Raw genomic sequence first — 18,069 nt, 5'->3', positions numbered from 1 at the left:
CTCAGCGCGTGGGCCCTTCGAAGGTGGCGTTGCGCAGGAATCCGGAGGGCATTTGCGAAGCGCCGCCGGCTTGCTGGTGCGCTTCGAGCAATTGGTCGAGCCGCGGATCGCGCAGCATGACCTGCGGCGCACCGTTGCCGACGATGACGCGGGTCGGGGTCAGCGTGCCGCTGCCCGGTTGCTGGCCATTGACGGCCGCGGTCGCGAGGACCGAATTCACGGCCGGCTGCTGGACCGACGCGAGCTGCGCGCCGCCTTGCGGCACCGCCGCGCCGTTGCCGACCAGCGTCCAGCTGACGGCGACCACGGCCACCAGCGAAGCCGCACCGGCCACCAGCTTCCAGCGAAACACCGGCTCGTTGGCCGCTTCGACCCTGCGCTGTACAGGTACGGCTGCAACAGGCACCAGCACAGGCGCGGCAACCGCGACGACGGGCTCCGCGGCCAGCCGCTGCTGAAAGCGCGCCAGGAACGCGGAGGTGTCGCTGCACGGCGCATGGGCGCCCGAACGCAGGACATCGCCCACCACGTGATACGCCTGCCACGCAGCGCGCGAATCGCTTTCGTTGCAGACCGCGTCGATCGCCTGCGCGAACGCCTCGCCCTGCAAATGACCATCCGCAAGTGCGGACACCTGTTCCCGAACTGTCATCGCTTGATTCATTTCATTCACCTGCTTGCTTACCAACGCTTGCCGGACTGGTTGTCCAGCAGCGGTTTGACCTTGACCGAAATGGCCTCACGCGCCCGAAAAATACGCGAACGCACCGTACCGATAGGGCAATTCATGACCTCGGCAATCTCTTCGTAACTCATGCCCTCGATTTCGCGCAGCGTGACCGCCTGGCGCAACTCGGCTGGGAGTGCATCCATCGCAGCCTCGACGGCATTGGCGATTTCCTTCGCCGCCATGACCGATTCGGGGGTTTCGTCGCTGATTGGTTCGTTTCCCGGGCGGTAAGTTTCATCGTCGTCGTCAGAAGACGGCCGCAGGGCGCTTTCGGAGATGGTCGGATCGCGCTTCATGTCCACCAGCGCCTTCTTGGCGGTGTTGACGGCGATCCGGTAAAGCCAGGTGTAGAACTGGGCCTCGCCGCGGAACTGGTGCAGCGCGCGGTAGGCCCGAATGAAGGTTTCCTGCGCAATGTCCTCGATCAGGTCGACATCGCGCACCATCCGCCCGATCAGGCGTTCGATGCGGCGCTGGTACTTGATGACCAGCAGCTCGAAGGCCTTCTGGTCGCCCGCCACCGTGCGCTGCACCAACTGGAAATCGACCTCGCCCGGGCGCGGCGCCTCGGCGGACACGTCGGGCATGTCGGTCACGCCGGAGTCCGGTGGCACGGGAGGCGGGGAAGTGGTCATTGACGAAGGTTCAGGGCGCGTCGGCGGGTGCCGTCGCGCGCCAGGGGTCGCCAGCGGGCGCTGCAGTGGGAGCGCGCGAATATACCGCGCGACGCACGTCGCGCCAGCGCTCCGGCATGGCCCGCTGCTCGATCCAGATCCAGCGCCGCGCGCGGCCCGGCTCGGTGAGCCGAACGAGCATCAGGGACTGGAAATCGAGCGCTACCGCGGCTTGGGCCGCGCGCACGAAGCGGGTCGAATCGGCGCCCGACAGGGACCAGCAGAGCCCATCGAAATGCAGGACGGCCGCGCCATCGCGCCGCAAGCCGAAGCCCGCGGCAACGCCCGCAAACACGACGCTGAGAACCAGCAGAAGCTGGCGCCATCCGGCGCTATCGAACAGATAGCAGGATGCACCCGCGCAGCAAGCGCCCAAGGCCCAGAGAACAATCAGTATCCGGGTTGCGCCGCGCGAGCGCCCCACCGGATAGGTCACCGACGGCGCGCTGTGCATGAAAGAGCAATGCTCAAGCGCGCTTGAACACCAGCGTGCCGTTGGTGCCGCCGAAGCCGAAGTTGTTCTTGACCGCGACATCGATCTTCAGATCGCGCGCCTCGTTGGCGCAGTAGTCGAGATCGCACTCCGGATCCTGGTTGAAGATGTTGATGGTCGGCGGGCTCTTCTGGTGATGAAGCGCCAGCACCGTGAACACCGATTCGATGCCGCCCGCGCCGCCCAGCAAGTGGCCGGTCATGGACTTGGTCGAATTGACGACCAGCTTCTTCGCGTGATCGCCGAACGCCAGCTTGACCGCATTGGTCTCGTTGATGTCGCCGATCTGCGTCGAGGTGCCATGCGCGTTGAGGTACTGGACCTCATCGGCATTGACGCCGGCATTGGCAAGCGCCATGGCCATCGAACGGCGGGGGCCGTCGACGTCGGGCGCGGTCATGTGGTACGCATCGCCGGTCAGGCCGAAGCCCGAGACTTCGGCGTAGATCTTGGCGCCGCGCGCCTTGGCGCGCTCGTACTCTTCGAGCACCAGCACACCGGCGCCCTCGCCCAGCACGAAGCCGTCGCGGTCCTTGTCCCACGGGCGCGAGGCCGCGGCGGGATCGTCGTTGCGGGTGCTCAGCGCACGAGGCGCGGTGAAGCCGCCGATGCCGAGCGGAGAAATGGTCGACTCGGCGCCGCCCGCGATCATGACGTCGGCATCGCCGTACTCGATCATGCGTGCCGACGTGCCGATGGCATGAAGACCCGTGGTGCAGGCAGTGACCACGGCGATGTTCGGGCCCTTGAAGCCGTACTTGATCGACACGTGGCCAGAGATCATGTTGATGATCGATGCGGGCACGAAGAACGGCGAGATGCGGCGCGGGCCGCGGCTCGCGTATTCGCCATGCGTCTGCTCGATCATCGGCAGACCGCCGATGCCCGAGCCGATATTGCAGCCGATGCGCACGGATTCTTCATAGGACAGCGCTTCGCCGGTCGGCAGTCCGCTGTCCTGCACCGCCTGGATGGCGGCGGCGAGCCCCAGATGAATGAAGCGGTCCATGTGACGCGCTTCTTTCTCCGAGATGTATTGGGTGATGTCGAAACCCTTGACCTCACCGGCGAACTTGCAGGCGAAGGCGCTTGCATCGAACGCGGTGATGTTCGCAATACCCGACTTCCCGGCCAACAGGTTGGCCCAGGATTCGGTTGCGGTGTTTCCGACAGGAGCGATGCAACCGAGTCCGGTCACGACGACGCGGCGTTTGGTCATGCCGGCAAACCTTTCTGGAAGCGCTGGACAACTGGCTGTCGGCGCGGGCGATTCAAAGAAGAGCGCCGGCCGCAGTCACAGTGTTGTCAGCTGGGCCGATCAGGCCTTTTGATTCTTGGTGGCGTAGTCGACGGCGTTTTGCACCGTGGTGATCTTCTCGGCGTCTTCGTCGGGAATCTCGATGCCGAACTCGTCTTCGAGTGCCATCACGAGTTCGACCGTGTCGAGCGAGTCGGCGCCGAGGTCGGCCACGAAGGCCTTTTCATTCGTCACTTGGGACTCTTCCACGCCGAGTTGCTCGGCGATGATTTTCTTGACACGTGCTTCGATATCGCTCATTTGGTTCCCTCTGAGGGTTGTAGGTAATCGGTGGATTTTAGCCGGGCGCATTGTGGCATTTGCCGTGCGCCCGGTACGGGAAAAGATTGCGCCTTGCGGCTACATGTGCATGCCGCCGTTGACGTGCAGTTCTTGCCCCGTCACATAGGAGGCCTGGGGCGATGCGAGGTAAGCCACCGCATGCGCGATGTCGGCCGGCTTGCCCAGGTGGCCCAGCGGGATCTGCTGGAGCAGCGCCTGTTGCTGGGCTTCGGGAAGGCTGGCCGTCATGTCGGTTTCGATGAAACCCGGCGCGACGCAGTTGACGGTGATGTTGCGGCTGCCGAGCTCGCGGGCCAGCGCGCGGGTCATGCCCGACACACCGGCCTTGGCCGCCGCGTAGTTGGCCTGGCCGGCATTGCCGGACGCACCGACCACGCTGGTGATGCTGATGATGCGGCCATAGCGCTGCTTCATCATCGGACGGATCACGGCGCGCGACAGGCGAAAGACGGCCTTGAGATTGGTGTCGAGCACCGCGTCCCAGTCGTCGTCCTTCATGCGCATGGCGAGCGTGTCGCGCGTGATGCCTGCGTTGTTGACCAGCACGTGAATGGCGCCGTAGGCCTTCACGATTTCGTCGATCAGGGCTTCGACGGCAGCGCCGTCGTTCACGTCGAGGGCACGGCCGCGGCCGTCGAAGGCGCTGAGGGCCGAAGTGATCTTCGCCGCGCCTTCGTCGGTGGTGCCGGTGCCCACGACCTTCAGGCCGCGCTGGGCAAGCTCGAGCGCGATCGCCGCGCCGATGCCGCGCGATGCGCCAGTGACCAGGGCGACTTGCCCTTCGAATTTGGGAATGCTCATAAAAGAAAAATTGTCGGGGCCTTGCTTGCGCCGTTCAGCCGGCGAGCGATTGTCGGGTTTCCGCGAGCGTGGCCGGGTCGTACACCGACGCAGCTTCCAGATCGGGGGCGATGCGCTTCACCATGCCGGCCAGCACCTTGCCGGGGCCGCACTCGATGATGGCGGCTACACCGCGCAGTTTCAAGGCCTGGATGCTCTCGACCCAGCGAACCGGGCCGGCCGCCTGACGCACCAGTGCGTCGCGGATGCGGTCCGGGTCGGTCTCGACGGCCACGTCGATGTTGTTCAGCACGGGGATCTGCGGAGCGGCAAGCGTCACGCTGGCCAGCTTTTCGCGCAGCGCCCGCGCTGCCGGCTTCATGAGGCTCGAATGGAAAGGCGCGGACACGGGCAACAGCAATGCACGCTTGGCGCCATTGGCCTTCAGCAGCTCGCAGGCCTTGTCGACCGCGGCCTTGCTGCCGGCGATCACGGTCTGCATCGGGTCGTTGAAATTCACCGCCTCGACGATTTCCGCGCTGCCGGCACCGAAGCTGGCCGTGGCTTCCGCGCAGCCAGCCACCACCTTGCCGGACTCCATGCCGAGCACCGCGGCCATCGCGCCAATGCCCACGGGCACAGCCTGCTGCATGGCCTGCGCGCGAAAACGCACGAGCGGTGCCGCTTGCGCCAGCGTCAGCACGCCGGAAGCGACCAGCGCCGAATACTCGCCCAGCGAATGTCCCGCGACCACGGAAGGCGTTGCACCCCCTTCGGCCAGCCAGGCCCGCCACGCGGCGACGCCGGCCACCAGCATCACGGGCTGCGTGTTGGTGGTGAGCGCAAGCTCTTCCTTGGGGCCGTTCTTGATCAGCGCACCCACGTCTTCGCCCAGCGCATCGGAGGCTTCGCGCAGGGTTTCGGCCACGGCCGGATGGTCGCCCCATGCGTCGAGCATGCCGACAGCCTGCGAGCCCTGACCCGGGAAGACAAAAGCAAAGGATTTCATTGTTTTATGCGTCATATCGCGTCGCGGCGCTCATCGAGGCGCCGCAACACGCTACAGATTCAATAGCACCGCGCCCCAGGTGAAACCACCACCCACGCCTTCGAGCATGAGGGTTTCGCCCTTTTTCACCTTGCCGGAACGCACAGCCTCGTCGAGCGCCAGCGGAATCGAGGCGGCCGACGTGTTGCCATGCTCGTTGACGGTAACGATCAGCTTTTCGCGCGGAAGCTTCAGCTTCTTGGCCGTGCCTTCCATGATGCGGATGTTGGCCTGGTGCGGAATCAGCCAGTCGATGTCGGCCTCGGTCTTGCCAGCCTTGGCCAGCGTGGCGCGCGCCGCTTCTTCGAGCACGCGAACCGCGAGCTTGAACACAGCCTGCCCGTCCATGTGCAGCAGCGGCGTGCCCAGCACGTTGCCACCCGACACATGGCCCGGCACGCACAGAATGCCGACGTGCTTGCCATCGGCATGCAGGTCGCTGGCCAGGATGCCCGGTTCTTCGCTGGCTTCGAGCACCACCGCGCCCGCGCCGTCACCGAACAGCACGCAGGTGGTGCGGTCGTTGAAATCGAGGATGCGGGAGAACACTTCGGCACCGATCACCAGCGCACAGCGCGCCGTGCCGGTGCGGATCATCGCGTCGGCGACGGTCAGTGCGTAGACAAAGCCGCTGCAGACAGCCTGGACGTCGAACGCCGGGCAGCCGGCAATGCCGAGCTTGTGCTGGAGGATGGCGGCCGACGACGGAAACACCATGTCGGGCGTGGAGGTCGCGACGATGATCAGGTCGACATCGCTGGCCTTGCGGCCGGCGGCCTCCAGGGCGTGCCTGGCGGCTTCAAGGCCTAGATCGCTGCTGGTAACTTCCGGCGCGGCAAAGTGGCGCGCATGAATGCCGGTGCGCTCGACGATCCACTGGTCGGAAGTTTCGATTCCGCGTGCCGCCAGATCCTTGGCGAGGTCGTCGTTGGTCACGCGGCGTGGGGGCAGGTAGCTGCCGGTGCCGGTAATGCGTGAGTAAGGGGTCATCAAACGTGAAGGGCCGTCGCGTCGACCGGCACCGCCGGTTCCTGCCGCGCGAGCAATGGCGCGGCGTGGGCGATGCGGGCCCGCACGCGATCGAGCAGGTTGTTGCGAGCGGCATCATAAGCGCGATCCAGCGCGTAGCCGAAAGCCACTTCGTCGGCCGAGCCATGGCTCTTGAAAACCAGTCCACGCAGGCCCAAAAGGGCGGCGCCGTTGTAACGACGGTGATCAACGCGACCTTTAAAGGCTTTTAGGACCGGGTAAGCAACAATTGCCGCAATTTTGGTGAAAACGTTTCGCGAGAACTCTGCCCGGATGAATTCCTGGATCATCGACGCCACGCCTTCACTGGCCTTCAACGCCACGTTTCCGACAAATCCGTCGCAGACGATGATGTCGGTCGTGCCCTTGAAAATGTCATTGCCTTCGACGTTGCCGTAGAAGTTCAAATCTTTGGAATTGGCGGCCGTACGCAGCAGTTGGCTCGCTTTTTTAATCGTTTCGCTGCCCTTGATGGCTTCTTCGCCAATATTGAGCAGACCGACCGAAGGCGACTCGTTGCCGGTCAGCGCCGAGACCAGCGCGGAGCCCAGCACGGCGAACTGAAGCAGGTCTTCGGCGTCGCAATCGACGTTTGCACCCAGGTCGAGCACGGTCGTCGCCCCGCCCTTGGCGTTCGGCAGCTGCGGCGCGATGGCCGGGCGATCGATGCCTTCGAGCGTCTTGAGCAGATAGCGCGCAATGGCCATCAGCGCACCGGTGTTGCCGGCGGAGATGGCGGCTTGCGCCGAGCCGTCCTTGACCTGCTGGATCGCGACGCGCATCGAAGAATCCTTCTTCTTGCGCAATGCGATTTCAACGGGGTCGTCCATGCCCACCACCTCGCTGGCAGCGACGATGCGGGCCCGTGGATGCGCGGCAAAGCCCGCCAGTGCAGCCGGCGCACCGACCAGCAACAACGAGGCCTCGCTGTGCCGCTCGAGAAACGCGCGGCAGGCCGCAAGCGTGACGCGCGGCCCATGGTCGCCCCCCATGCAATCCACGGCGAGCGTGATTGCAGAAGGCGCAGCAGCGGATTCGGGAGAAAGAGACGTAGCCATCAAAACAAAGGCCCGACGCTACAGCAGAAGTAGCTTCGGGCCTCGGCCTTGGGATGCGAGATCAGGCTTCAGACTTGTTCTTGAGCACCTGGCGGCCACGGTAGAAACCGTTGGGGCTGATGTGGTGACGCAGATGCGTTTCGCCGGTGGTCGGTTCCACGGCGATGCCGGGCACGACCAGCGCATTGTGGGAACGGTGCATGCCGCGCTTGGAAGGCGACTTCTTGTTTTGCTGGACGGCCATGATGGCTCCTGGACTGTTAGGTGAGTGATTGGATGCGGGCTCAAGCGGTGGCAATACAAAAAAGATGGCGGCATGTATGGAATGCCCTTCCCTGTATCGCTGCTCACGGCGGCGCGCGCGAAGCCCATGATTATAGCCCAGCCTGCGGAAAAGGGCTACTTGCCCTCGCCCGGCTTGCGCGAACGCAACGCTCCGAGCACCGCAAAGGGGTTCGGCTTGGCCGCTTCGGCCTCCTGGAAATCGTCGTCGCTGGACGAGAGCTGCACCGGGACCGGGCAGACGTCGTGAACGGGCGTGACGGGAATTTCCATCAACAACTCGTCTTCGATCAGGGACTGGAGGTCGAAATCGCGGCTGATGACCAGCAGGTCTTCTTCAGATTCCTCGTCTTCGGCCTCCGCCGTGGCCTCGTCGGCCACGAAACGGAACCAGCGGTCGACCGTCAGCAGGGTCTCGACCGGCGACAGGCAACGCTGGCAAACCAGCGGTACGGTGGTTTCGGCTTCCAGGTGCAGCCAGGGCGTCGGCTTGCCGTCCGCGCCGGAGCGCTCCTCGCCAGTGGCTTCCCAATGGACCACGGCATCGGGCGCTGGGGCGGCCAGTTCGGCGACCAGGCGCTCGTAGCCAGGCACCGGGTCGGCAGCCTCAAGGGACGCGGCGGCAGCCGCAAAGGCTGGCACGTTGAGCCGTTCGGGGGCAAATTCTCTGTTCATCCACGCCAGTCTATCGCGCCCGCCGCATCTCCACAGCGAGCGTGCCGCACGGTTTTGGGCAGCTCACGCACAATCGTCCCATGCAACGCACCGTGATCCTCGCCTCGACCTCGCGCTACCGCCGCGAACTGCTCACCCGCCTTCGATTGCCCTTCGATGTGCAGTCCCCCGAAGTGGACGAAACACCCCTGCCCGGCGAAACGCCGCGCGACCTGGCGGTGCGCCTGGCGCTCGAAAAAGCCAACGCCGTGGCCGCCCGCTTTCCTGAAGCCGTGGTGATCGGCTCCGACCAGGTGGCCGACCTGGCCGGAGAAGCCCTCGGCAAGCCCGGCGACCATGCCCGCGCCACCGCCCAACTGCGCCGCATGCGCGGCCAGACGCTGATATTCCAGACCGCCGTGGCCGTCGTCTGCCATGCGACGGGCTTCGTCCAGCGCGACATCGCCCCTGTTCGCGTGGTGTTCCGCGACCTGACCGATGCCGCCATCGAGCAATACCTGCTGGCCGAGCAGCCCTACGACTGCGCCGGCAGCGCCAAGAGCGAGGGCCTCGGCATTGCCCTGCTGAGCGCCATCGACAGCGACGATCCATCCGCACTGGTCGGCCTGCCGCTGATCCGCACCTGCCAGATGCTGCGCGCCGCGGGGGTCGACCTCCTGTGACGACACCCGGCAAGCTCTACCTCGTTCCCGCGCCGCTCGACTTCGGCTGCGACGTCCAGGCCCCGCTGCAAGACGCCCTGCCGCTCGGCACGCTGCAGGTGGCTGCGGGCATCACGCACTGGATCTGCGAAAACGCCAAGTCCGCGCGCGCCTATCTGAAACGCATCGACGCGGTGGCACCGCTGGCTGCACCCCTGCAGGCGCAAACCATCCAGGAACTGCCGCGCGAAGTGCACAAGAAGGGCGATCACGCGGGCCAGTTCGACGCCCGCCCCCTGCTGGCCGCCGCACTCGAAGGCCATGACATCGGCCTGCTCAGCGAAGCCGGCATGCCGGCCGTGGCCGACCCCGGCTCTTCGGTGGCGCGCGCCGCGCACGACCTCGGCATCACCGTCGTGCCGCTGACCGGCCCGGTGTCGCTGCTGCTGGCACTGGCGGCGAGCGGCCTGAACGGCCAGAACTTCGCCTTCGTCGGATACCTCCCGCAGGACGCCGGCGAGCGCCAGGTTCGCATTCGCGAACTCGAAGCACTCGCGCTCAAGACCGGCCAGACGCAGTTGTTCATCGAAACGCCCTACCGCAACGCCGCGTTGCTGCAGGGCCTCGTGCAGACACTGCAGCACAACACCCGCCTGGCGGTTGCTCGCGGCCTCACGCTGGCCACCGCCCATGTGCGCAGCGAAACAGTGAAGGGCTGGCGCGCCAAGCCCCAGACCGCAACGGACGAACGCCTGCCCGCCGTGTTCGCGATCGGTCGCTGAAGATGGTCGCCGTGACCGCAGGCACGCGCTGGGCTTCGCGCGCGCAGTTCTTTTCCGCCGGCTTCATCTTCGCGACCTGGGGCGTGCACGTGCCCACGGTGAAGGCGCACTACGGCATCGACGAAGCACAACTGGGCCTGGCAATGCTCGCGGCCGGCGCCGGCGCGATGTTCGGGCTGACCAGCGCTGGCCGCTGGATCGGCCGCAATGGCCCGCGCCGCATGGCCGGCATCTGCGGCTGCATCTACGCGCTGCTGCTGGCCGGCCTGATCGCCATGCCCGGCTATGTCGCGCTGCTGGGTTTACTGGCGGCCTTCGGCCTCGTCACCAGCGTGTTCGACGTTTCGATCAACACCGAAGCCGCGCAACTCGAACTGCACAGCGGCACGCCGTTGATGAGCGGCATGCACGGCATGTTCAGCCTCGGCGGCATGGCGGGCGCGGCCAGCGGCAGCGCGGCGCTGGCCGCCGGGCTTGGCGCCCAGGCTCATTTGCTGCTGGTGGCCGCAGCCATGGTGCTGGTCGTCGCCGTGGCTTCGACACGCATGTTGCCCAAGCCCGTCACCGCGAGCGGCGAGGCCGACGCCGACCACGGCTTTCTCCTGCCGCGTGGCGCGCTGGCGGTGCTGGGCGTGCTCGCTGCACTGGGCCTGATCGCCGAAGGCGCGATCTACGACTGGAGCGTGCTCTATATGCAACAGGAAGTCGGTGCTCCGCAGCAGCAGGCCGCACTGGCCTATGCGAGCTTCTCGGGAGCCATGGCAGCCGCGCGCTTTGGTGGCGATGCCATGCGTGCCCGCTTCCAGCCGACGGCGCTGCTGCTCGGCAGCGGCCTGTTGGCGGCCGCCGCCATGACGCTGGTGCTGCTCACCGACCTGCCCTGGCTGGCCCTGGTCGGCTTCGCGGGCGTGGGCATCGGCTTTGCGAACGTGGTGCCCATCTTGTTCTCCGCCTCGGCGAAGGTGCCGGGCATCGAGCCGGCACGCGGCATTGCGGCGGTCTCGGCGGTGGCCTATCTGGGGTTCATGGCAGGCCCCGCGGTGATCGGCCTGATCGCGCGGGCCACCTCGCTGACGGCCGCGCTGTATGTGGTCGTGGTTTTCGCCGTCGCGCTGGCGGGTTCGGCGCGCTACACCGCCAGCAGCGAAGAAAACCGGTAGCGCCGACTGCTGTTGGTCAGCGCTCGGCCAGCGCTTCCTTCAGCGCAGCGCCGGCGTGCTGTGCATCAGGCGCACAGTGGTTTCAGCCATGGAGGCGCCGAACTTCTTGGCCAGCTTTTCGGCCACGTTGTCGCGGCGCGTGTAGTCGATCACCTCGTCGGCCTTGATGACTTCGCGGGCCACGTAGTCGACGTTGCCCAGCTGGTCGGCCAGGCCGTACTGGACGGCTTGTTCACCGCTCCAGAACAGGCCGCTGAAAAGGCCAGGGGTGTCGAGCTTCAAACGGTCACCGCGGCCGGTCTTCACCACATTGATGAACTGGGTGTGGATCTGGTTCAGCATCGTCTGGGCATGGGCGCGCTGCGCGTCGCTCATCGGGCTGAACGGATCGAGAAAGCCCTTGTTCTCGCCGGCGGTCAGCAAGCGGCGCTCGACGCCGACCTTTTCCATCACGCCGGTGAAGCCGAAGCCGTCCATCAGCACGCCGATGCTGCCGACGATGCTGGCCTTGTCGACATAGATCTTGTCGGTGGCGGCGGCGATGTAATAGGCGGCCGAGGCGCAGGTTTCTTCGACCACTGCATAGACCGGCTTCTTGTGCTTGGCCTTCAGCCGCTTGATTTCGTCGTTGATGATGCCGGCCTGCACCGGGCTGCCGCCGGGCGAATTGATCAGCAACACCACGCCCTTGGCACCGTCGTCTTCGAAGGCCGTCTTCATGGCCGCGACCACGAATTCGGCGCTGGCATCGCCGCCGGCGGCGATTTCGCCCTTGATCTCGACGACGGCCGTGTGCGCCGTGGTCTTGGCGGTGCTCGGCGTGCTGCGCGAAAGCGCGAACCAGGCCAGGAAGATGAAGAAGGCAAGCCAGGACAGACGCACGAAGGTCTTCCAGCGGCGCGTGGCCTTCTGCTCGCCCAGCGCGGCGAAAGCGAGCTTTTCAAGCGTTGCGCGCTCCCAGCCGGGGCGCTGTGTAGGGTCTTGAGCCATGTTCTTGGAGGTGTCTTGCGTAGGCGTGAGGGGAGCTACCGGCTCAAACGGATCGAAACCTTCAGGTTCTCTGCGATTCGGGTCGGTCATGTGTCAGAAGGTGAGGGGTTGGAGGTTCCAGTCAGTATGCCAGTGCACCACGCCGTCATGCTCGCTCAGCGAGATCTTCACGAGGCCGCCACGGCAGGGGCCACCCGCGCATTCGCCGGTATCGGGCTTGTAGACCGCGCCGTGCGTCGCGCACAGCAGCCACTGGCCGGTGTCGTCGAAGAAGCGGTCGGGCTGGAAATCCATTTCCATCGCGACATGGCTGCAGCGATTGAGGTACGCATGGGGCAGCCCCTCGAAACGCACCGCGAAGGCGCGGCAGGTTTCCCCGCCATGGACCACATCGAAAGGCACGGCCTGGCCGCCTTCGACCAGGTCCGCGGCATTGCACAGCGGGATGCGTTCTTCGCTCATGACGAAATTTTCAGGCGTTGTCGAGGAGCCACGTTTCCAGGCTGGCGACCGAGTGGGCGACGAACAGGGGCTTGAATTCGTCGAAGCTGGCGGGCTCGTGCGCGCCGTAGCTGACCCCCACGCTCGGGCAGCCGGCGTTCTGCGCCAGTTGCAGGTCGTGCGTGGTGTCGCCGATCATCAGGGTGCGCTCGGCCGGCACGTCGAGTTCTTCCATCAGCTCCAGCAGCATGCGGGGGTGCGGCTTGCCGAAGGTTTCGTCGGCGGTGCGCGAGGCCTCGAAGCGGTCGCGCAGGGCCACCGACTTCAGCGCCTCGTTCAGGCCGCGGCGCGACTTGCCGGTGGCCACGGCCAGCTTGTGGCCGCGCGCGCGCAGCGCGTCGAGCATCTGCAGCACGCCATCGAACAGCACCAGGTCGTCCTGGTGCTGCAGGTAGTGGTAGCGATAGCGGGCGCCGAGCTCGGGGTACTTTTCCTTGGGCACATCGGGCGCCGCGCGCGCCAGCGCCTCGGCCAGGCCCAGGCCGATCACCCAGGCGGCGTCGTTCTCGCTCGGCTTGGCGCCGCCGACATCGACCACCGCGGCCTGGATGCAGCGCACGATCAGCCGCGTGGAGTCGTAGAGGGTGCCGTCCCAGTCGAAGGCGATCAGGTCGAAGCGAAGGGGTCTTGCAGAAGAATCAGTCATGGGACGTGGGAGTGGGATGTTGGGCCATCGCGTCGAGCGCGGCGGACGGCAACAGCGTGCGCAGTTCGGGCGGCAGGTCGGCCTGCAACGCCACGCGTTCGCCGCTGGCAGGGTGGTTGAACTGGAGCCGCCAGGCATGCAGGAACATGCGCTTCAGGCCGAGCTTCTGCAAGGCGCGCTGGCGCTCGAAGTCGCCGTATTTGTCGTCGCCCGCGATCGCATGGCCGGCCGACGCCAGATGAACGCGGATCTGATGAGTGCGGCCGGTCTTGATGGTCACGGCCAGCAACGACAGCGGCGCGGCGTCCCCGGGCAGCGCGAGCCGGGCCAGCACGCGCACCAGCGTCACGGCGCGCATCGCGTCCGGATGGTCCTTGGCGACCACGCGCACGCGGCGCTCTCCGGCGCCGGCCGTGCCATCGGAGCCCGGCAGCAGGTACTTGGCCAGCGGCGCATCGAGCACCTTCTTGTTGGCGGGCCAGTTGCCTTCCACCAGCGCCAGGTAGGTCTTGCCGGTTTCGCGTTCGCGGAACTGGTCCTGCAGGGCAAGCAGCGCGCTGCGCTTCTTGGCGACCAGCAGGATGCCCGAGGTCTCGCGGTCCAGCCGGTGCACCAGCTCCAGGAACTTGGCGCCCGGCCGCGCGGTGCGCAACTGCTCGATCACGCCGAAGCTCACGCCGCTGCCGCCATGCACCGCCACGCCGGCGGGCTTGTCGATGGCCAGCACGGCATCGTCTTCCAGCAGCACCGGAAACTCGCGGGCCGGCGCGGGCGGGGCGGCGCCCTCTTCCGCGCGCGGCGAAATCCGCACCGGCGGCAGCCGCAGAACGTCGCCGACCTCGATGCGGGTCTCGGCCTGGGCCCGGCCCTTGTTGATGCGCACCTCGCCCGACCGGATGATCCGGTAGACGTGCGTCTTCGGAACGCCTTTCAGATGGCGGAACAGGAAGTTGTCCAACCGCTGGCCGGCGGATTCGGCGTCGACCGTAATGAATTTGATGGCCGAATGCGGCGCCCCGGTTTCACCCGAGGCATCCCCTGAGGCGTTTCGGCCTGCGGGATTTGGAGCGGTCTCGGGGCTTTGCTTCGCACCTATAATGTTTTTCACCAGCGCGGTCGTGTAAGTGCTTGATTAGACAGAAGTTTAGAGCACTGACGACCATGCTGTGAGGTCGATGCCGCTTTGGCGCCGAGCTGCAAACCCCGCGCAATTGCGCAAAGTGGCAAGCCAGGCACCCGAGTCAAGCCGACACCCACGAAACACCGATACGGAATACCCAGCCTGCAGCTTCCAAGCTGCTGGCGGATCGAAGCGAGTCCCTTGTTGTGTTGATGCTGCTGATTCAAATGTGCTTGCGCTGGCTGACCTGGTTTCGGCCGGTCGCCTCAGGCATTGAATCGCCCGCAGCGCGCGCCACCCTTGCGCAACCGGCTATCAAAAAGATAGCTACTCAACACCGAATCTGGCTCGCGCCCATCCACGCGCCCCCACCCCGGCTGTCTTCTTGAGCTGACGCTCGAGAGGCCTGCTCGCGCCTGGCGCGGCAGTCACAGCATCCGGGGCCAAGCGGCAATTCCCCTGGTTTCGCGGGCGTCGTCCGTGCATCGTTGGCCCTTCACGGGCCGCAGAACGATACATATAAGGACAACGCATCATGAAGCGGATGCTGATCAATGCCACGCAGCCGGAAGAGCGGCGCCTGGCCATCGTCGATGGGCAAAAGCTCCTCGACTACGAAATCGAGATCGAAGGGCGCGAACAGCGCAAGGGCAACATCTACAAGGCGGTCGTGACCCGCGTCGAGCCCTCGCTCGAAGCCTGTTTCGTCGATTACGGCGAAGACCGCCACGGCTTCCTGCCGTTCAAGGAAATCTCCAAGCAGTACTTCGCCGAAGGCGTGTCGGCCAGCCAGGCCCGCATCCAGGACGCGATCCGTGAAGGCCAGGAACTGGTCGTCCAGGTCGAAAAAGAAGAACGCGGCAACAAGGGCGCAGCCCTCACCACCTTCATCTCGCTGGCCGGCCGCTATGTCGTGCTGATGCCGAACAACCCCCGTGGCGGTGGCGTTTCGCGCCGCATCGAGGGCAACGACCGCGCCGAGCTGAAAGACGCGATGGACCAGCTCGAATACCCGAAGGGTATGAGCATCATCGCGCGCACCGCCGGCATCGGCCGTTCGGCGCCCGAGCTCCAGTGGGACCTGAACTACCTGCTCAAGCTCTGGAGCGCCATCGACGGCGCCGCCCAGGGCGGCAAGGGTGCCTTCCTGATCTACCAGGAATCGTCGCTCGTCATTCGCGCCATCCGCGACTACTTCGACGACAAGATCGGCGACATCCTGATCGACACCGACGACATCTACGACCAGGCGCAGCAGTTCATGGCGCACGTCATGCCCGAGCATGCCGCCCGCGTGAAGCGCTACCGCGACGATGCGGCGCTGTTCAGCCGCTTCCAGATCGAGCACCAGATCGAGTCGGCCTACGCCCGCACCGTGCAACTGCCCTCGGGCGGCGCCATCGTGATCGACCACACCGAAGCACTGGTTTCGGTCGACGTGAACTCGGCCCGCGCCATCAAGGGCGGCGACATCGAAGAAACCGCCACCCGCACCAACCTTGAAGCCGCCGACGAAGTGGCCCGCCAGATGCGCCTGCGCGACCTGGGCGGCCTGATCGTCATCGACTTCATCGACATGGACGAGTCGAAGAACCGCCGCGAGGTCGAGATCCGCCTCAAGGACGCGCTCAAGCAAGACCGCGCCCGCGTGCAGTTCGGCTCGATCAGCAAGTTCGGCCTGATGGAAATGAGCCGCCAGCGCCTGAAGCCGGCGCTCAGCGAAGGCTCGTCGATCCCCTGCCCCCGTTGCGGCGGCTCGGGCCACATTCGCGACACCGAGTCCAGCGCACTGCAGATCCTGCGCATCATTCAGGAAGAGTGCCTGAAGGACAACACGGCCGCCGTGCACGTCCAGGTGCCGGTCGAAGTGGCGTCGTTCCTGCTGAACGAAAAGCGCCCCGAAATCGCCAAGATCGAGCTCAAGCAGCGCGTCACCGTGCTGATGGTGCCCAACAAGACGCTCGAAACGCCGAACTACAAACTCGAGCGCCTCAAGCACGACGATCCGCGTCTCGACCACATCGAAGCCAGCTACAAGATGGCTGACGAGATCGAAGACCCGACGGCCGTCACGCGCCGTTCGCAAGAGCCCACCAACAAGCAGTCGCCGGTCATCAAGGGCGTGCTGCCCGATGCACCCGCACCCGTGGTGCCACCCAAGCCCGAAGCCGTGCGCGCGCCTGTCGCCGCGGCACCGGCACCGGTCGCACCGCCCGTGGTGAGCGCGCCCGTTCCGGCGCAAAGCGGCTTCTTCGGCTGGATCAAGAACCTGTTCGGCGGCGCTTCGGCCCCCGCTCCAGCGCCGGCACCGGCCGTCATTCCGGTCGAGGCACCGAAGCCCCGCCGCGATGGCCGTCCTGGCCGCGATGGCGAAGCACGCGGTGAAGCACGCGGCGGCGCACGTGACGGCGAACAGCGCCGTGGCGGTCGCGGTGGCGAAGGCCGCGGCGGTGAAGGCCGTGGCGAAGGTGGACGCTCCGGCGGTCGCGATGGCGAACGCCGTGGCGGCCGTGGCGGCGAGCGCCGTGAAGGACGCGAAGGCCGTGAAGGCCGCAGCACCGAGCTGCGCAACGACGGCGCCAACCCGCCGCGCGAACAACGTGAGCAACGCGAACCGCGCGAGCAGCGTGAACCCCGCGAGCCCCGTGAAGCACGTGCACCGCGCGACGGCGAACAGCGCCGCAACGGCCGCGGCGAACGCCGCGAGGGCGATGGCCGCGAAGGCCGCAATGCCCCGGCCGAGGCACTCGACGGCAACGTCAACCTCGAAGCCCAGCAACTCGCATCGGGCACAGCAGCAGGCGACGAAGGCAATGCAGCGGAACGCGCACCACGCGCCCGCGGCGAACGCCGGGAACGTGGCGAGCGCGGTGACCGCAACGGCGAACGTGGCGGCGAGCGCAACAACGACCGCGGCGACCGCAATGGCGACGCACAGCCCCGCGGCGAAGCCGCCGCAGGCGACGACGCTGCAGCAGCCCAGGGCGAGCGCCAGCCGCGCAACGGCCGCGACGAGCAACGCGCACCGCGCGGCGATCGCAATGACCGCAACGACGGCCGTCGCGAGCGCCGCAACGACGCCCCGCAACAGCTCAACGGCGATGCCGATGTCCGCGTGGCCGAAGCAGCAACCGACGCCGACCAGGGCAGCGACGCCGCCAACAACGGCGGCAACGAGCAGGCACCGCGCCGCGATGGCGACGAGCGCCGTGGCCGTTCACGCGACCGCTACGGCCGCGACCGCCGCGAACGTGGTCCGCGCGACGAAAGCGAAGCTGGCGCGCAGCAAGCTGCCGACGGTTCGCCCGCCGCAGTGGAAGCCGTCGCAGCCAATGACGTGCAAGAAGCGCCGGTGTCCCGCCAGCAGCAGCAACTGCCGCTGGTGTCGGAGCGCGCTGAACGCGCTGAAGCCGCTGTTGCATTTGCAGCAGCACCCGCAGCCCCGGAAGTTCGCGAACCCGCCCCGCAGCAGGCCCGCGCCGAACAGCGCCCCGCACCGGTAGCGGCGCCAGTCGCAGCAGCGCCCGTCGTGGCAGCTCCGGCCGCCAACGGCCGCGCACTGCCCAAGGTGCAGGCCTTCGAACTGCCGCTGGACGAACTCGCGCAAATCGCCGAGCGCTCGGGCCTGCAGTGGGTCAACTCGGACGCGGAGCGCATTGCGCAGGCGCGCGCTGCCATTGCCGCCGAGCCGAAGCCGGTCCACGTGCCGCGCGAACGCCCACCGGTGATCGTGCTCGACGAAGGCCCGCTGGTGCTGGTCGAAACCCGCCGCGACCTCGCCTCGATGTCGCTGCCTTTCGAGCAAGAGCAACAACGCACGCTCTGAGCACGCTACCGCTGCTCAACGGCAAATGAAAACG

Annotated in this window: 19 protein-coding genes; 4 read left to right on the top strand and 15 right to left on the bottom strand. The window is 66.5% G+C overall.

Going from position 1 to position 18,069, the window contains the following annotated elements:
- Position 1: 1 nt before the first annotated feature.
- The 11 genes from DBV14_RS12200 to DBV14_RS12150 form a co-directional block, all read right to left on the bottom strand.
- A complete protein-coding gene (locus DBV14_RS12200) occupies positions 2 to 664 on the bottom strand; it encodes a sigma-E factor negative regulatory protein (protein WP_124459449.1) in 663 nt (220 codons plus the stop codon).
- A 17-nt stretch (positions 665 to 681) separates the two neighbouring features.
- Complete coding sequence (rpoE, locus tag DBV14_RS12195) at positions 682 to 1,317, bottom strand: RNA polymerase sigma factor RpoE (RefSeq protein ID WP_124459494.1); 636 nt, start codon at positions 1,315 to 1,317, stop codon at positions 682 to 684.
- A 58-nt stretch (positions 1,318 to 1,375) separates the two neighbouring features.
- On the bottom strand, positions 1,376 to 1,858 hold the full coding sequence (locus DBV14_RS12190; RefSeq protein ID WP_124459448.1) for a hypothetical protein: 483 nt from the start codon (positions 1,856 to 1,858) through the stop codon (positions 1,376 to 1,378).
- Between the two features lie 13 nt (positions 1,859 to 1,871).
- Positions 1,872 to 3,116, bottom strand: a complete 1,245-nt coding sequence (fabF, locus tag DBV14_RS12185; protein WP_124459447.1) for a beta-ketoacyl-ACP synthase II — start codon at positions 3,114 to 3,116, stop codon at positions 1,872 to 1,874.
- Positions 3,117 to 3,215: 99 nt separating this feature from the next.
- Positions 3,216 to 3,455 carry an acyl carrier protein gene (gene acpP / locus DBV14_RS12180; protein ID WP_007830471.1) on the bottom strand — a complete coding sequence of 80 codons (240 nt, stop codon included), beginning with the start codon at positions 3,453 to 3,455 and terminating at the stop codon, positions 3,216 to 3,218.
- Positions 3,456 to 3,554: 99 nt separating this feature from the next.
- Positions 3,555 to 4,298 (bottom strand): 3-oxoacyl-ACP reductase FabG, encoded by a 744-nt coding sequence (fabG, locus tag DBV14_RS12175; RefSeq protein ID WP_093236562.1) that lies wholly within the window; start codon positions 4,296 to 4,298, stop codon positions 3,555 to 3,557.
- A 34-nt stretch (positions 4,299 to 4,332) separates the two neighbouring features.
- Positions 4,333 to 5,286, bottom strand: a complete 954-nt coding sequence (gene fabD, locus DBV14_RS12170; RefSeq protein ID WP_124459446.1) for an ACP S-malonyltransferase — start codon at positions 5,284 to 5,286, stop codon at positions 4,333 to 4,335.
- 51 nt (positions 5,287 to 5,337) lie between these two features.
- A complete protein-coding gene (locus DBV14_RS12165; RefSeq protein WP_124459445.1) occupies positions 5,338 to 6,315 on the bottom strand; it encodes a beta-ketoacyl-ACP synthase III in 978 nt (325 codons plus the stop codon).
- Positions 6,315 to 7,412: a phosphate acyltransferase PlsX gene (gene plsX, locus DBV14_RS12160; RefSeq protein ID WP_124459444.1), complete on the bottom strand. Its 1,098-nt coding sequence runs from the start codon at positions 7,410 to 7,412 to the stop codon at positions 6,315 to 6,317. Before plsX ends, DBV14_RS12165 begins: the two co-directional genes overlap by 1 nt.
- 61 nt (positions 7,413 to 7,473) lie before the next feature.
- Positions 7,474 to 7,656, bottom strand: coding sequence for a 50S ribosomal protein L32 (rpmF, locus tag DBV14_RS12155; RefSeq protein ID WP_007830466.1), 183 nt, complete (start codon positions 7,654 to 7,656; stop codon positions 7,474 to 7,476).
- A 155-nt stretch (positions 7,657 to 7,811) separates the two neighbouring features.
- On the bottom strand, positions 7,812 to 8,369 hold the full coding sequence (locus DBV14_RS12150) for a DUF177 domain-containing protein (protein WP_124459443.1): 558 nt from the start codon (positions 8,367 to 8,369) through the stop codon (positions 7,812 to 7,814).
- Between the two features lie 80 nt (positions 8,370 to 8,449).
- Here DBV14_RS12150 and DBV14_RS12145 point away from each other — a divergent pair, with 80 nt between their 5' ends.
- Genes DBV14_RS12145 through DBV14_RS12135 form a run of 3 tightly spaced genes read left to right on the top strand, consistent with a single transcriptional unit; the run spans position 8,450 to position 10,952 of the window.
- Complete coding sequence (locus DBV14_RS12145; protein WP_124459442.1) at positions 8,450 to 9,031, top strand: nucleoside triphosphate pyrophosphatase; 582 nt, start codon at positions 8,450 to 8,452, stop codon at positions 9,029 to 9,031.
- Positions 9,028 to 9,792 (top strand): SAM-dependent methyltransferase, encoded by a 765-nt coding sequence (locus DBV14_RS12140; protein ID WP_124459441.1) that lies wholly within the window; start codon positions 9,028 to 9,030, stop codon positions 9,790 to 9,792. Before DBV14_RS12145 ends, DBV14_RS12140 begins: the two co-directional genes overlap by 4 nt.
- A gap of 2 nt (positions 9,793 to 9,794) precedes the next feature.
- A complete protein-coding gene (locus tag DBV14_RS12135) occupies positions 9,795 to 10,952 on the top strand; it encodes an MFS transporter (protein WP_124459440.1) in 1,158 nt (385 codons plus the stop codon).
- A gap of 39 nt (positions 10,953 to 10,991) precedes the next feature.
- Here the strand turns inward: DBV14_RS12135 and DBV14_RS12130 are convergent, their stop codons facing one another.
- Genes DBV14_RS12130 through DBV14_RS12115 form a run of 4 tightly spaced genes read right to left on the bottom strand, consistent with a single transcriptional unit; the run spans position 10,992 to position 14,197 of the window.
- On the bottom strand, positions 10,992 to 12,032 hold the full coding sequence (locus tag DBV14_RS12130) for a S49 family peptidase (protein WP_124459439.1): 1,041 nt from the start codon (positions 12,030 to 12,032) through the stop codon (positions 10,992 to 10,994).
- Between the two features lie 3 nt (positions 12,033 to 12,035).
- The gene (locus DBV14_RS12125) at positions 12,036 to 12,404 is read right to left on the bottom strand and encodes a Rieske 2Fe-2S domain-containing protein (RefSeq protein ID WP_124459438.1); all 369 of its coding nucleotides are present in this window, start codon (positions 12,402 to 12,404) and stop codon (positions 12,036 to 12,038) included.
- A 10-nt stretch (positions 12,405 to 12,414) separates the two neighbouring features.
- Positions 12,415 to 13,089, bottom strand: a complete 675-nt coding sequence (locus tag DBV14_RS12120) for an HAD family hydrolase (RefSeq protein ID WP_124459437.1) — start codon at positions 13,087 to 13,089, stop codon at positions 12,415 to 12,417.
- Complete coding sequence (locus DBV14_RS12115; RefSeq protein ID WP_124459436.1) at positions 13,082 to 14,197, bottom strand: RluA family pseudouridine synthase; 1,116 nt, start codon at positions 14,195 to 14,197, stop codon at positions 13,082 to 13,084. The genes DBV14_RS12120 and DBV14_RS12115 overlap by 8 nt, the downstream gene beginning before the upstream one ends.
- 547 nt (positions 14,198 to 14,744) lie before the next feature.
- Between DBV14_RS12115 and DBV14_RS12110 the strand changes: the two genes are divergently transcribed.
- Positions 14,745 to 18,035 carry an Rne/Rng family ribonuclease gene (locus DBV14_RS12110; RefSeq protein WP_124459435.1) on the top strand — a complete coding sequence of 1,097 codons (3,291 nt, stop codon included), beginning with the start codon at positions 14,745 to 14,747 and terminating at the stop codon, positions 18,033 to 18,035.
- Positions 18,036 to 18,069 lie beyond the last annotated feature (34 nt).

This window comes from Variovorax sp. KBW07 (assembly GCF_003852515.1).
In the GTDB taxonomy this organism is placed as follows: Bacteria; Pseudomonadota; Gammaproteobacteria; order Burkholderiales; family Burkholderiaceae_C; genus Variovorax.
Note: the sequence above shows the minus strand (reverse complement) of the source record. Positions and strands in the feature narration are given on the sequence as shown.